Below are 14,156 nucleotides of genomic sequence, written 5' to 3'. Positions count from 1 at the left end.
GGTGCCCGGCTCGGCCGGCGACCGGCGCACCGCCTCCGCGCGGCCGAGGATCTTCTGCGCGCGGGCGAGCGCCGGCATGGCGCGCGGCACCCCGTCCAGGACGCTGCGTCGCTCCCGCTTCTCCGCCGCCTTGGCGGCGTTCCAGTGCACGAGGACCTCTTCCGGGGTCGTGGCGACGGCGTCGGCGAACACGTGCGGGTGGCGGCGCACCATCTTCTCGGAGACCGTGCGGGCGACGTCGTCGATGTCGAACGGGTCCTCCGGGTCCTGCGCCGCGACGGCGGAGTGGAACAGCACCTGCCACAGCAGGTCGCCCAGTTCCTCGCGCAGCTCCGCCCGGTCGCCGGTCTCGACGGCGTCGATCAGCTCGTGGGACTCCTCCACGAGGTACGGCACGAGGTCCCGATGGGTGATCCGCTGCGACCACGGGCAGTCCTCGCGGACGCGGCGCATCACCTCCGCGGCCGTCCGCAGCGGATCGGCCGCGGATCCGCCGCCGGCGACGCCGCGTACCTCGCTCATGCGGACTCCGTACCGACCGGCGAGCGCCGGAAGTGTCGTGCCCTGAGCGACACCAGCACCGCGGACAGCAGCAGGGCGATCACGGACCCGGCGAGGACGCCGAGGATCGCCTGGTCCCGCACCGCCGGGTCGCTCGCGAAGGCGAGGTTGGCCAGCAGCAGGGAGACGGTGAAGCCGATCCCTCCGAGCGCTCCGGCCGCGATGAGGTCGGGCAGCCGCAGGGACGGGGCGGTCCCGCGCGGGCCGATCCGCATCGAGATCCAGCCGAACACCGTGATCCCGACGATCTTGCCGACCGGCAGCGCGAGGAGGATCCCCCAGAACGCCGGGGACAGTCCGCCGCCGGAGACGGTGGGGATCACCACGAAGGCGGCCACGAAGGCGAACAGCGGCAGGATCAGTCCGTTCACCGTCGGCTCCAGCCCGTGACGCACCCGCTCGGCCGGGACCGGCGCCATGACGAGCCCCAGCAGCACGCCGGCGATGGTCGCGTGGATGCCCGACGACGCCACGAGCCCCCAGGTGACCACGCCGACGACGCCCATGGTCACCGCGATCCCGGCGTGGCCCGAGGCGTGCAGCCACCGGCTCAGGAGCCAGAAGACCACGACGCCGACGAGGGCCAGCCCGAGCAGGAGCAGGTCCACGTCGTGGGCGAAGAGCACGGCGATGAAGACGATGCCGATGATGTCGTCGAGGATCGCCAGCGCGAGCAGGAACACCCGCATGGCCGGCGGCAGGCCCCGGCCGAACATCGCCAGGACCCCGAGCGCGAAGGCGATGTCGGTCGCCGTCGGGATCGGCCAGCCCGCCGAGGTCTCCGCGCCCCCCGCGATCAGGAGGTACACCGCGATGGGGACCAGGACCCCGCCCGCCGCGGCGATCGCGGGCTGCACGGCCTTGTGCGGACTGTTCAGCTCCCCGTGGGTGAGCTCGTGCCGCAGCTCGATCGCGACGACGAGGAAGAACACCGCCAGCAGCCCGTCCGAGATCCAATGGGCGACGGACAGGTCCAGGGCCGTGCCCGGGATCGCGATGTGCGCGTCGAGGACCCCGGCGATCGCGTCGTGCGTCGGGAGGTTCGCCAGCAGCAGCCCGATGCCCGCTGCCACGAGCAGGAGGACGGCGGGGAACTGCTGGCCGCGGAGGGGATTCGCCGAGATTCGCATCCCCTTCATCGTATGGCCCGCGCCCGCCGCCACGCGGGGACGGGCGATCCGCATCGTCGACGATCCCGCGACGTAACGACGGGGAGGACACGCCCACGGAGCGGGCTACGCTCGGAACCGTGACCCCCGAACCCACCCACACCGAGGCCATCCGCGTCATCAGCCGTTTCGAGGCCTCCGACGGCATTCCGGAACCGATGCGCGCCGACGTGCGGATGCTCGGAGCCCTGCTCGGCCAGGTCCTGCGCGAACAGGGCGGGGACTCCCTGTTCGAGGACGTGGAGCGGCTGCGGCTGGCGACGATCCAGGCGTACGCCGAGGAGAGCTCCGACGCGTTCGAGCGCGCCACGGCGATCGCCGAGAGCTTCAGCGTCGCGCGCGCCGACGAGGTCGCTCGCGCCTTCACCGCCTACTTCCATCTCGTGAACCTCGCCGAGGAGCACCAGCGCGTGCGGGTGCTCCGCGAGCGAGCGGGCCAGCCCGGTCGCGAGGCGGCGGCCGACACGGTGGCCACGGCGTTCGCCCGCCTCCGCGACGAGGTCGGGGAGGACGAGGCCCGAGCGCGGCTCACGGCGCTGCGATTCCACCCGGTGTTCACCGCGCATCCCACCGAGGCGCGGCGGCGCGCGGTGTCGTCCAGCATCCGGCGCCTGGCCCGGCTGCTCGTGGAGCACGACGCGGCGAGCCCCGGCGGCGCCGAGGAGCGCCGCGCCCGACGCCGAATGCTCGAGGAGATCGACACGCTGTGGCGGACGGCGCCGCTGCGCGCCGAGAAGCCCACGCCGACGGACGAGGTCCGCACGGTGATGAGCGTCTTCGACGAGACCCTCTTCACGACCGTGCCGCACGTCTACCGCCGCATCGACGACGAGCTGCGCGGGGAGGACTCCGGCAGCTCCGCCCCGCTCGCCCCCGCCTTCGTGCGCATCGGCTCCTGGGTCGGCGGGGACCGCGACGGCAACCCGTTCGTGACCGCCGCCGTGACCCGGGAGGCCGCCGAGATCGCGTCCGAGCACGTGCTCCGCGGGCTCGAGCAGGCGATCGCGCGCATCGGCCGGACCCTGACGCTCGACGCCGAGGGCACGCCGCCGAGCGTCGCGGTCGTGGGTCTGTGGGAGCGGCTGAGCGCCGCGGACGCCGAGGCCGCCGCCGAGATCGCCAAGCGCTCCCCCTCCGAGCCGCACCGGCGGGTCCTCCTGCTCATGTCGCGCCGCGTCGCCGCCACCCGCCGTCTGCAGGGCGGGGCCGCGGACGAGCGCGCGTACTCCGGACCCGAGGAGCTGCTCGCGGACCTGCGGGCCGTGCAGGAGTCCCTGCACGCCGCGGGCGCCGACCGCCATGCGTTCGGCGGGGTCCAGCACCTCATCTGGCAGGTCGAGACCTACGGCTTCCACCTCACCGAGCTGGAGGTCCGCCAGCACTCGCAGGTGCACGCGCAGGCCCTCGCCGAGCTCGAGGCCGGCGACGCGATCAGCGCCCGCACCGAGGAGGTGCTGGAGGTCTTCCGCGCGGTCGCCGACATCCAGCGCCGACACGGCCTGCGCGCCGCGGGACGCTACGTCGTCTCGTTCACGCAGTCCGCCCAGGACCTCGTGAACGTCCACCGGCTGGCGGCGCACGCCTTCCCGGACGGCGACGGCCCGGTCCTCGACGTCGTCCCGCTGTTCGAGACGTTCGCCGATCTCCAGGCCGCCCCGGGGATCCTCGCCGAGGTCGTCGAACGCCCCGAGTTCGCGGCGCGTCTGGCGCAGACCGGACGCCGCCTGGAGGTCATGCTCGGATACTCGGACTCCTCCAAGGACGTCGGGCCCGTCGCCGCCAACCTGGCGCTGTACGAGGCGCAGGCGCGGATCGGGGACTGGGCGAAGGAGGCCGGGTACGAGCTCACCCTGTTCCATGGCCGCGGAGGCGCGCTGGGGCGCGGCGGCGGACCGGCGAACTCCGCGATCCTCGCCCAGCCGCCGCACTCCGTCGAGGGACGCTTCAAGCTCACCGAACAGGGTGAGGTCATCTTCGCGCGCTACGGCGAGCCGGCCATCGCGATGCGCCACATCGACCAGGTCGCCGCGGCGACCCTGCTGGCCTCCTCGCCGACGGTGGAGGAGCGCACGCGCGAGGCCGCCGACCGGTTCGCCGAGGTCGCGGCCACCATGGACGCCGCCTCGCGCGAGCGGTTCTTCGCGCTGGTGCGCGCCGAGGGCTTCGCCCCGTGGTTCGCCACCGTCACGCCGCTGGAGGAGATCGGCCTGCTCGCCCTGGGGTCCCGCCCCGCGCGCCGCGGGCTCTCGGTGGAGTCGCTGGAGGACCTCCGTGCGATCCCGTGGGTGTTCGCCTGGACCCAGGCGCGGATCAACCTCGCCGGCTGGTTCGGCCTCGGCACCGCGCTGGAGGCGGTCGGCGACGAAGAGCTCCTGCGCACGGCCTATCGGGAGTGGCCGCTGCTGGGCACGATGATCGACAACGTCGCCATGAGCCTGGCGAAGACCGATGAACGGATCGCCCGCCGCTACCTCGAGCTCGGCGACCGGCCGGAGCTCGCCGCCATGGTGCTGGAGGAGCTCGCGCTGACCCGGGAGTGGGTGATCCGGCTCACCGGCGGCCACGAGCTGCTGGAGAACAAGCCGGTGCTGCAGCGGGCCGTGAAGATGCGCAGCCCGTACGTCGATGCGCTCTCGCTCCTGCAACTGCGCGCCCTCCGTGGCCTCCGCGACGACGCCGGCCCGGCGGACGATCCGGAGCTCAAGCGACTCCTCCTGCTGTCCGTCAGCGGGGTCGCCGCCGGCCTGCAGAACACCGGCTGACCCCGTGCGACCGACCGTACGGAGCGCGGTAGGGTGAAAACTCGCCCCATCCGGCCTCCTTCCGCGCGACACGAACGCGCCTCCAGACTCGTCGTCCAGAAAGTCCCCTTCGCGTGACCGACACTCTTTCCCCCACCACCGATTTCCATCCGCTCGCGGACTCCGTGCAGCCGGTGTTCGACACCGTTCTGGCCCGGAGCCCGCACGAGCCGGAGTTCCACCAGGCGGTGCACGAGGTGCTGCACTCGATCGCCCCCGTGCTCGAGCGCAACCCCGGCTACCTCGACGCGGGCGTGCTCGAGCGTCTCGTCGAGCCCGAGCGACAGATCATGTTCCGGGTGCCGTGGATCGACGACGCGGGGCGCCTGCAGGTGAACCGCGGCTACCGTATCCAGTTCTCCTCGGTGCTCGGCCCGTACAAGGGGGGCCTGCGCTTCCACCCCTCCGTGAACCTCTCGATCATCAAGTTCCTCGGCTTCGAGCAGATCTTCAAGAACGCGCTGACCGGCCAGGGCATCGGCGGCGGCAAGGGCGGGTCGGACTTCGATCCGCACGGCCGCTCGGACGCCGAGGTCATGCGCTTCTGCCAGTCGTTCATGAACGAGCTGTACCGTCACCTCGGCGAGCACACCGACGTCCCCGCGGGAGACATCGGTGTGGGCGCCCGGGAGATCGGGTTCCTGTTCGGGCAGTACCGGAAGATCACCAACCGTCACGAGTCCGGGATGTTCACCGGCAAGGGGACGGGCTGGGGCGGCGCCGAGGTGCGCACGGAGGCGACCGGGTACGGCGCCGTGTTCTTCGCACAGGAGATGCTCGCGGTGCACAACGAGTCGCTCGAGGGCAAGCGGGTCGGCGTGTCCGGCTCCGGCAACGTCGCCCTCTACGCGATCGAGAAGGCCACCCAGCTCGGTGCCAAGGCCGTCACCGCCTCGGACTCCTCTGGGTACGTCGTCGACGACGCGGGCATCGACCTGGGCCTGCTCCGCCAGCTCAAGGAGGTCGAGCGCGCTCGCATCGTCGAGTACGCGAACCGGCGCCCGAGCGCGCGCTTCGTCGAGGGCGGCAGCGTGTGGGAGGTCCCGGTCGACATCGCCGTGCCGTCCGCGACGCAGAACGAGGTGAGCGCAGCGGACGCCGAGGCGCTGATCGCGGGCGGCGTCCGTGCGGTCTCCGAAGGCGCCAACATGCCGTGCGTCCCCGAGGCCGTCGACCTGTTCCAGAAGGCGGGCGTGCTGTTCGCTCCGGGCAAGGCCGCGAACGCGGGCGGCGTCGCCACGTCTGCCCTCGAGATGAGCCAGAACGCGGCGCGCCAGCGGTGGAGCTTCGCGGACAGCGAGCGCAAGCTCCGCGGCATCATGGCCGACATCCACACGGCCTCGTTCCGTGCCGCCGAGCGTTACGGCGTGCCCGGCGACTACGTGGCCGGCGCGAACATCGCCGGATTCGAGCGCGTCGCGAACGCGATGATCGCCCAGGGCGTCATCTGACCCGATCCGTTCCTCTCCTCGAGACCCCCTCTCGCCGCCGAAACCCCCTCAGGGACGCGCGGATGCGAGGGGGTTTCGGCGTGCAGAGGGGGTCTCGACGAGAAGACAGGCGGGCCGGGCCCGGGGGCCGCAGGGGTCAGAGCACGTGGGAGGGGTCAGAGCACGTGGGAGGGGGCAGAGCACGTGGGAGGGGTCAGAGCACGTGGGAGGGGTCAGAGCGCGTGGTCGTCGGCGTGCCGGGCCAGGGAGCTCGCGTAGCGCTCCGTGAGCTGGACCATCAGATCGGGCGTGTCCCTGTCCACGCCGAAGACATAGCCCGGGAAGTCCAGCTCCGGCTGCGCCTCCGCGATCTCCTCGTGGCGGTCGGGCGAGAGCAGGCGCGCGGGGTCGCCCACCGCCACCCAGCCGATCGGCACGACGGTGCCCTCGGGGAGGACGCTGCGCCGATGCACGATCGCGTTCACGCGCACCTCGCTGCGGCGGCCGATCCGGGCGCCGTTGAACACGCGGGCTCCGGAGGCGAGGAACACCTCCTCCCCGATGTCCGCCCCCGCGACGCTGGAGAGCGTGCCCAGCAGGGAGTGATCGCCCACGTGCACGGCGTCCGCCGCGGTCGCGCGGATCAGCGCGTTCTCCATGACGATGACGTGCTCCCCGAGCCGGATCGGTCCGCCCTCCGCCGTGATCACCGCTCCGTGGAGCACCTGGCAGTGCGGCCCGATCTCCACGTCGCCGGACACGACGGCGGTGGGAGCGACGACGGCGGTGTCGTGGATCCGGGGGCGAGCCCCGAGGTGCTCGTAGATCATGACCGTCAGCGTACTCCGCGCCCTCCGAGGGGACGGCCCCACGGAATCGCCTTCCGGGATTCCCTCATCCTCGCGGCTCGGCCCCGTCGCCGTCGCTCGCCTCAGTTCTCGGCTCTCGCCACGGCTTCGTCGCGGATCATCTCGATCCCCCGGCGATAGGGAGTGATCTCGAACGTCGGGAACCGGGCCACGAACCGGCCCGAGTCGAACCGGTTGTCGGAACGGTAGCGCGGAAGCAGCTCGCGGATCTCCCGCGCCTCCGGCGAGAACGCCCCCGCCGCGCGCAACGCCCATTCGGGGATCGTCAGGGCCCCGCCGCGCCGCCCGAACGCGTCGCTCGCGAGCCTCGTGAACTCGCGGTAGGTGAGCCGCGCGGGGTCGACGGGAAGGTGCCAGGTCCGGCCGTAGGCGTCGGGGGTGTTGCCCAGCAGCGCCAGCGCGCGACTCGCGTCCGGGGTCCAGATGAGCGTGCGGAGGCGATCGGACCGCACCGGGACGATCGGTCGTTTCCCCCTCTCCAGGCGGCGGAAGACGAACGCGTTCGTGAAGCTCTGGGTCCGACCCGGTCCGTAGAACTCGGGTGCGCGTCCGATGAGGACGGGGATCTCTCCCCGGGCCATCTCCTCGATCACCATCGACGCCATCGCGGCCCGGACCGTCCCCTTGCGCCCCACGGGGGCGAACCCCGTGTCCTCCGTCTGGACGCGGGAGTCCTGCGGGTACATATAGGTGTTGTCGAAGTAGGCGAAGGCCGCCCCGGCGGCTCGGGAGGCATGGAGCGCGTTCCTCAGCATGGTCGGGAACTCCCGCTCCCACTGCTCGGTGTTCGCGGGCAGACCCGCCGTGAAATAGACGATCTCGCTGCCGGCCACGGCCTCCGTCGTCTGCGCGGCGTCGCGCAGATCCGCCCGGACGAGGACGTCCTGGTCGTTCACCGCGCGCGGATTGCGACTGACGAGACGGACGTCCGAGGTATGGGCGCGACGCAGCTCGCGTGCCAGTTCGACCGCGATCTGACCGTTCGCCCCGAGGATCGTCTGCATTCTGCACCCTTCGTCGTGAATCGCAGCGCCGGGTCCGGCTGGTGGACCAACCCGATCTTTGATGTTTACAATGTTTACATTAGGTTAGGGAAGGAAGTGAGCAGTGTCAACATCGACGAAGACCTACCATCACGGCGACCTTCGCACTGCGCTGCTGACGGCGGCCGTCGAAAGCCTCGAGGAAGGCGAGCGCTTCTCACTGCGGGCGGTGGCACGCAGAGCGGGAGTCTCGCCCGCGGCACCCTATCGACACTTCGCCGACCGTGAGGCGCTGGAGTCGGCGATCGCCGTGGACGGCTTCCAGACACTGCGCCGTGACCTCGAGACCGCGCTCGGCACCCTCCCCGGCACGTCGACGCCCGCGCAGGTCATGACCGCGATGGCGCTCGCGTACGTGGGCTTCGCGCTCCGGCACCCCGCGGTCTTCCGACTCATGTTCGGACGGGAATGCGATCCGGCGGACGACGCCCGGGTCCGGGCGTCGGATGCTCTGCACGACACGCTCGGGGACCAGCTCGAGCGCCTGTTCCCCTCCCCCTCCTCCCCCGGCCTCCCGACGGCGCTCTGGAGCACCGCGCACGGCCTGGCATTCCTCCACCTGGACGGGAAGCTCCGTCCCGCCGACCCTGCCGACGTCGAGACGAGGGTGCGGGACGCGGTCAGCGCGCTCTTCGGCCTGGGAAAGGGACCGTCATGACCAGACGCATCCTCCATGTCGTCACCAATGTGGGACGCTACGACGACGCCTCCGGGCATCCGACCGGCCTCTGGCTCTCCGAGCTCGTCCACGCGTGGGATGTCTTCTCCACGCACGGGTACGAGCAGAGGATCGTCAGTCCCCAGGGCGGAGCGGTCCCGCTGGAGCCGCGTTCCCTGGGCTTTCCGAACGAGGGGCGCGCCGCGAGGGCGTGGCGCGCGGACGCCGGGAAGAGGGCGCTGCTGGAGCGGACCGCGGGTCCGGACGAGATCGACCCGGCCGACGTCGACGCGATCTTCTTCACCGGCGGACACGCGGTCATGTACGACTTCCCCGACAGCGCCGGACTGCAGCGGATCACGCGCGAGGTCTGGGAACGCGGTGGCGTCGTCTCGTCCGTCTGCCACGGATACTGCGGTCTGTTGAACGTCCGCCTGTCGGACGGGTCCCTGCTGGTCGAGGGCAAGAGGCTTACCGGGTTCGCGTGGCGGGAGGAGGTCCTCGCCGGCGTCGGCAAGCTCGTGCCGTACAACGCCGAGGAGGAGATGGTGAGGCGCGGTGCCCGCTACGAGAAGGCGCGCCTGCCGTTCGTCTCGCACACCGTCGTCGACGGCTCCCTCGTCACCGGGCAGAATCCGAGATCTGCGAAGGCGACGGCCGAGAAGGTCGTGCTCGCGCTCCGCTGACGCCGTCGTCACGTGCGCTCGGTCCAGGCTCCGGGGGGCGGGCGGCCTCCTGCACGTCCGCGCCCGTGCGCTGCTAGGGTGACGGCATGCAATGCCGGTGAATCCCGTCCCCGACCCGCCGTCCGGCGCGCGTTTCGCGCGCCCGGCTCTCGAACGAAGGATTCCCATGTCTCACCACCCCCTCTCCGGCCGCACCGCACTCGTCACCGGCGTCTCCCGCCGACGCGGGATCGGCTTCGCCGTCGCGACGACGCTCGCCCGACTGGGCGCCGACGTCGTCATCCATCACCACCGCGCGCACGACGTCGACCAGCCCTGGGGCGCCGACGACCTCGACGCCGTCCGCTCCGGCCTCGCCGAGGCGCTGACACCGGGCGCGTCGATGACCGACATCGCCGCGGACCTGCGCGACCCCGCCGCGATCGAGCCGCTGCTCGATGCCGCCACCGCGCTCACCGGGCGCCTGGACATCCTCGTCTGCAACCAGGCGCTCAGCGGATCCGACGGCAGCGTGTTCGACCTCACCGCCGCGTCCCTCGACGCGCACTGGGAGACCAACGCGCGCGCCACCCTGCTGCTCACCGCCGGTCTCGCGCGTCGCCGACGCGACGAGCTCGGGGGCGCCCGCGGCTCCGCCCGACCCGGAGACCGGGTCGTGGACGTGGGCCCGTTCGTGTCGCCGACCGGCCACGTGATCTGGATGACCTCCGGGCAGCTCGACGGACCGATGCGCGGCGAGGTGGCGTACGCCACGAGCAAGGCAGCCCTCGCCGGCGCCACCAGGACCGTCGCCGCCGAGCTCCTCGACGTCGGGATCCTGCTCAACACCGTGAACCCCGGCCCCGTGAACACCGGCTACCTGGATGCGGACACCACCGATCGCGACCTCGCCGGCATCGAGGAATGGCTCGCGCAGACCCCGTTCGGGCGCCTGGGACGCCCCGAGGATCCCGCGCGCCTCATCGGGTGGCTGTGCACGGATGCGGGGGCGTGGATCACCGGGCAGGTCCTCACCAGCGATGGAGGATTCGGCCTGCGCTGACCCGTGGCGCCGGACCCTCCGTCGCGGATCCGCGTCCCCCGCGGACGACTCCCCGGATTCTCTCCGCAGGGGGCGCGGATCTCCGTCCGAGGAAGCGGCGGGTCAGCCCTCGGCCGGCAGGTCGGGGACGGAGGCGGGGAACAGCGCCGTGAAGAGCTGACCCACCCACTCCAGCAGCTCGCCCGCGGGCGGCGCCTCCAGCCCCACGCCGACGGCGGCGGGGACCGTGGGCATCGGCACGACCAGGGCCTCTCCCCCGCCGACGAGCTTCGCCTTCGGATAGAGCCGCTGCAGACGGACCTTGATCGAGTCCTCGAAGCGCGCGGGCGCGATCCGCAGGTTCGACCCCATGGCGACGACGTCGGTGAGCCCGGCCTTCGCGGCGCGGCGGCGCAGGCGCGCGACCGCGACGAGGCCCTCCACCTCCTCCGGCGGCGCACCGTACCGGTCCGTGAGCTCCTCGACCACGAGATCGATCGCGTCGTCCGGAGCCGTGGCCGTCGCCGCGGAGGACAGCTTCTGGTACGCCTCGAGCCGCAGTCGCTCGCTGTCGATGTAGAAGTCCGGGATGCGCGCGTCGACCGGCAGTTCCAGGCGCAGCTCCGCCCCGGTCTCCGTCTCCTCGCCGCGGAACGTCGCCACGGCCTCGCCGATCATCCGCAGATACAGGTCGAATCCGACGCCGGCGATGTGGCCGGCCTGCTCGGCGCCCAGAAGGTTCCCCGCGCCGCGTAGCTCCAGGTCCTTGAGCGCCACCTGCATGCCGGAGCCGAGGTCGTTGTTGACGGCGATGGTCTGCAGCCGGTCGGCCGCCGTCTCCGACAGCGGCTTGGCGTCGTCGTAGAGGAAGTAGGCGTAGGCGCGCTCGCGCCCGCGCCCGACCCGTCCCCGGAGCTGGTGGAGCTGCGACAGCCCGTAGCGATCCGCCCGGTCGATGATGATCGTGTTCGCGTTCGAGATGTCCAGTCCGGTCTCGATGATCGTCGTCGACACCAGCACGTCGAACTTCCGCTCCCAGAAGTCGTCCACCACCTGCTCCAGCTGATGCTCGCCCATCTGGCCGTGCGCGACGGCGATCCGTGCCTCGGGGACGAGCTCGGCGATCTCGGAGGCCACGCGCTGGATCGACTGCACCCGGTTGTGGACGTAGAAGACCTGCCCCTCGCGGAGGATCTCCCGACGAATCGCCGCGGCGACCTGCTTGTCGCTCTTGGCCCCCACGAAGGAGAGGATGGGGTGGCGGTCCTCGGGCGGGGTCGCCAGCGTCGACATCTCCCGGATGCCGGTCACCGCCATCTCCAGCGTCCGCGGGATCGGCGTCGCGCTCATCGCCAGGATGTCGACGTTCGTCTTGAGCTTCTTCAGCGCGTCCTTGTGCTCGACGCCGAACCGCTGCTCCTCGTCGATGATCATCAGCCCGAGGTCCTTGAACCGCACCTTCTCGGTGAGGATCCGGTGCGTGCCGATCACCATGTCGATCGTGCCGTCGAGCAGGCCGTCGACGACCTGTCGCGCCTCCTTGTCGGTCTGGAAGCGCGAGAGCGGGCGCACCTTCACCGGGAATCCCGCGAACCGCTCGGTGAACGTCTCCAGGTGCTGCTTGACGAGGAGCGTCGTCGGCACCAGCATGGCGACCTGCTTGCCGTCCTGGATGGCCTTGAACGCGGCTCGGACGGCGACCTCGGTCTTGCCGAAGCCGACGTCGCCGGACAGCAGCCGGTCCATCGGGATCGGCCGCTCCATGTCCGCCTTGATCTCGTCGATCGTCTGGAGCTGATCCGGGGTCTCGGCGAACGGGAAGGCCTCCTCCAGCTCCCGCTGCCACGGGGTGTCGGGGCCGAACGCGTGCCCCTTCGCGGCCATCCTCGCCGAGTACAGCTTCACCAGCTCGACGGCGATGTCGCGCACGGCCTTGCGCGCCTTGCCCTTGGCCGCCGCCCAGTCGCTGCCGCCCATCTTCGACAGCGTCGGCGCCTCGCCTCCGACGTACTTGGACAACAGATCCAGCTGGTCCGTGGGGACGTACAGCTTGTCCCCCGGGTAACCGCGCTTGGACGGCGCGTACTCCAGGACCAGGTAGTCGCGCGTGGTCTTGGTGGCGTTGCGCCCGCCGGAGGAGACCTCGCGCTGGGTCATCTCGACGAACCGCGCGATGCCGTGCGTCTGGTGCACGACGAAGTCGCCGGCTTTGAGCTGCATCGGATCCACGACGTTCTTGCGCCGCGAGGCGAGCTTCTTCACCACGCGCTGGTCGCCGCCGATCGTGCGGCCGTAGAACTCGTTCTCCGTCAGGACGGCGAGACCGGCCGCCGGCACCTGGAAACCGGCCTCGACGCTGCCGACGACGAGCGTGGCCACCCCGGCGTCCGGGACGTCGGGGAGCTCCGCCACCACCCGGGCCGCCACCCCCCGGTCGGCGAGCACGTCCCGTGCACGGTCGACGAGACCGGCGCCGGACGCGACCAGCACGACCCGCCACCCCTCGGCCACGCGCGCGGCGACGAATTCCACCGCGCCGTCGACGTTGCCGTGGAAGGACGGGATCGGTGCCGCCGCCTGGCCGTCCGCCCCCTGGTCGAAGGCGGCGTCCTCGGAGCCGGGGTCGAAGGCGCTCAGCCGCCACCAGACGCCGCCGTGCTCGTGCACGGCCTCGCGCAGCTCCGCGACGGAGAGGAAGTCGCCCTGCTGGAGGTCGATCGGCGCGGTGGCCCCCGCGGTGGCCGCGCTCCACGCCGCCTCCAGGAACTCGCGGTTGGTCTCGCCGAGGCTCGCCGCGCGCGCACCGGCCCGCTCCGGATCGACGAGCGCGACGGCGGCGCCCTCGGGCAGATAGTCGGACAGGGGGACGACGGGGCCGGCGACGACCGGCAGCAGCGACTCCATCCCCTCCACGGGGATGCCCTCGCTCATCCGCTGCAGCATCTGCGCGATGCCGGGGTACGCCTCCACGAGCTCCCCCGCCCTGGCCCGAACCTCGGGCGTCAGCAGCAGCTCGCGGCTGGCCGCCAGCTCGACCTCCCCGACGTCCCCGGGGAGGGAGCGCTGGTCCGCGACGGAGAAGAGCCGGATCTGGTCGACCTCGTCGCCGAAGAACTCGACGCGGGCGGGGTGCTCCGCCGTGGGCGGGAACACGTCGAGGATGCCGCCTCGGACGGCGAACTCCCCGCGGCGGGACACCATGTCCACCCGCGAGTACGCCCGCTCCACGAGGTCCGCGGCGATCGCGTCGAGGTCGAAGCCACGTCCGCCGACACGGAGCACGAGCGGCTCGACGTCGCCGAGTCCCGCGGCGACGGGCTGGAGCGCGGCCCGGACGGAGGCGACCACGACGAGCGGGCGCGCGCCCGCGAAGCGGCGCATCCGTCGCAGGACGTCCAGCCGGCGGCCGACCGTGTCCGGGCTCGGGCTCAGACGTTCGTGCGGCAGCGTCTCCCACGCCGGGAACGACAGGATCTCACCGTCGGGGATGTACGACGCCAGCGCCGCGGCCAGCGAGTCGGCACGGCGCCCGGTGGGCACGACCACCAGCAGTGCGGCCGGGCGCCCGGCGGCCGCGCGCCGCTCCAGCAGCCCGGCGATCGTCGGGGCGTCGATCCCGCCGACGGCCAGCAGATCGGCGTCGGTCTGCGCCCATGTCAGGGCGTCGCGGAACGGCGAACCCTCCTGGTCCAAGGCACGGATGATCCCCTGTACAGTCACCGAAAGAGTCTACGGTCCGGCGCCGACACCGCCGCGTCCTCGTCGGGTCATCCGGATTCCGGCGGCCTCCTAGGATGGGGGCGTGAGCGATCCCCAGCAGCCGTCGTCCGTGCCTCCTCCGCCGTCACCCACCGCACCAGCAGCCCCGGCCGGTCCGTCGGCGCAGCCTGCTCCGCTCGCCCCGCCTGCACCGGGCCA

At 72.0% G+C, this 14,156-nt stretch carries 10 protein-coding genes; 5 read left to right on the top strand and 5 right to left on the bottom strand.

Annotated features, from left to right (window positions below):
- Positions 1–522 (bottom strand): MazG family protein (locus MR1_RS08725; protein ID WP_067245120.1); only part of this gene is annotated, 522 nt, incomplete at its 3' end.
- Positions 519–1,691, bottom strand: a complete 1,173-nt coding sequence (locus MR1_RS08720) for a Na+/H+ antiporter NhaA (RefSeq protein WP_067245117.1) — start codon at positions 1,689–1,691, stop codon at positions 519–521. The genes MR1_RS08725 and MR1_RS08720, both read right to left, overlap by 4 nt.
- 197 nt (positions 1,692–1,888) lie before the next feature.
- On the opposite strand from MR1_RS08720, the gene MR1_RS08715 reads away from it, so the two are divergent.
- Together MR1_RS08715 and gdhA are read left to right on the top strand one after the other, a co-directional pair.
- A complete protein-coding gene (locus tag MR1_RS08715) occupies positions 1,889–4,492 on the top strand; it encodes a phosphoenolpyruvate carboxylase (protein WP_231821590.1) in 2,604 nt (867 codons plus the stop codon).
- Positions 4,493–4,656: 164 nt separating this feature from the next.
- A complete protein-coding gene (gene gdhA / locus MR1_RS08710) occupies positions 4,657–5,982 on the top strand; it encodes an NADP-specific glutamate dehydrogenase (protein ID WP_174522523.1) in 1,326 nt (441 codons plus the stop codon).
- Between the two features lie 212 nt (positions 5,983–6,194).
- Here gdhA and MR1_RS08705 read toward each other — a convergent pair whose 3' ends face one another.
- Together MR1_RS08705 and MR1_RS08700 are read right to left on the bottom strand one after the other, a co-directional pair.
- Positions 6,195–6,791: a gamma carbonic anhydrase family protein gene (locus MR1_RS08705; RefSeq protein ID WP_067245111.1), complete on the bottom strand. Its 597-nt coding sequence runs from the start codon at positions 6,789–6,791 to the stop codon at positions 6,195–6,197.
- A 101-nt stretch (positions 6,792–6,892) separates the two neighbouring features.
- Complete coding sequence (locus tag MR1_RS08700; protein WP_067245108.1) at positions 6,893–7,834, bottom strand: NAD-dependent epimerase/dehydratase family protein; 942 nt, start codon at positions 7,832–7,834, stop codon at positions 6,893–6,895.
- Positions 7,835–7,937: 103 nt separating this feature from the next.
- Between MR1_RS08700 and MR1_RS08695 the strand changes: the two genes are divergently transcribed.
- From MR1_RS08695 to MR1_RS08685, 3 genes are all read left to right on the top strand, one after another.
- Entirely contained in the window at positions 7,938–8,531 is a 594-nt protein-coding gene (locus MR1_RS08695; RefSeq protein ID WP_067245106.1) for a TetR/AcrR family transcriptional regulator, read from the top strand.
- Positions 8,528–9,217 carry a type 1 glutamine amidotransferase domain-containing protein gene (locus MR1_RS08690; RefSeq protein WP_067245104.1) on the top strand — a complete coding sequence of 230 codons (690 nt, stop codon included), beginning with the start codon at positions 8,528–8,530 and terminating at the stop codon, positions 9,215–9,217. Before MR1_RS08695 ends, MR1_RS08690 begins: the two co-directional genes overlap by 4 nt.
- 166 nt (positions 9,218–9,383) lie before the next feature.
- Complete coding sequence (locus MR1_RS08685) at positions 9,384–10,259, top strand: SDR family oxidoreductase (protein ID WP_067245102.1); 876 nt, start codon at positions 9,384–9,386, stop codon at positions 10,257–10,259.
- A 102-nt stretch (positions 10,260–10,361) separates the two neighbouring features.
- Here the strand turns inward: MR1_RS08685 and mfd are convergent, their stop codons facing one another.
- Positions 10,362–13,958 (bottom strand): transcription-repair coupling factor, encoded by a 3,597-nt coding sequence (gene mfd, locus MR1_RS08680; RefSeq protein ID WP_169797670.1) that lies wholly within the window; start codon positions 13,956–13,958, stop codon positions 10,362–10,364.
- Positions 13,959–14,156: the final 198 nt, after the last annotated feature.

Origin of the sequence: Microbacterium resistens NBRC 103078 (assembly GCF_001552355.1) — a bacterium.
Taxonomy (GTDB): Bacteria; Actinomycetota; Actinomycetes; order Actinomycetales; family Microbacteriaceae; genus Microbacterium; species Microbacterium resistens.
This window is presented reverse-complemented; position numbering and strand designations above follow the sequence as displayed.

Bases quoted from the DNA above. Each gene is read 5' to 3' on its own strand.
- MR1_RS08720 (WP_067245117.1), bottom strand. From the start codon at position 1,691: ATGCGAATCTCGGCGAATCCCCTCCGCGGCCAGCAGTTCCCCGCCGTC.
- MR1_RS08715 (WP_231821590.1), top strand. From the start codon at position 1,889: ATGCGCGCCGACGTGCGGATGCTCGGAGCCCTGCTCGGCCAGGTCCTG.
- MR1_RS08705 (WP_067245111.1), bottom strand. From the start codon at position 6,791: ATGATCTACGAGCACCTCGGGGCTCGCCCCCGGATCCACGACACCGCC.
- MR1_RS08700 (WP_067245108.1), bottom strand. From the start codon at position 7,834: ATGCAGACGATCCTCGGGGCGAACGGTCAGATCGCGGTCGAACTGGCA.
- MR1_RS08690 (WP_067245104.1), top strand. From the start codon at position 8,528: ATGACCAGACGCATCCTCCATGTCGTCACCAATGTGGGACGCTACGAC.
- MR1_RS08685 (WP_067245102.1), top strand. From the start codon at position 9,384: ATGTCTCACCACCCCCTCTCCGGCCGCACCGCACTCGTCACCGGCGTC.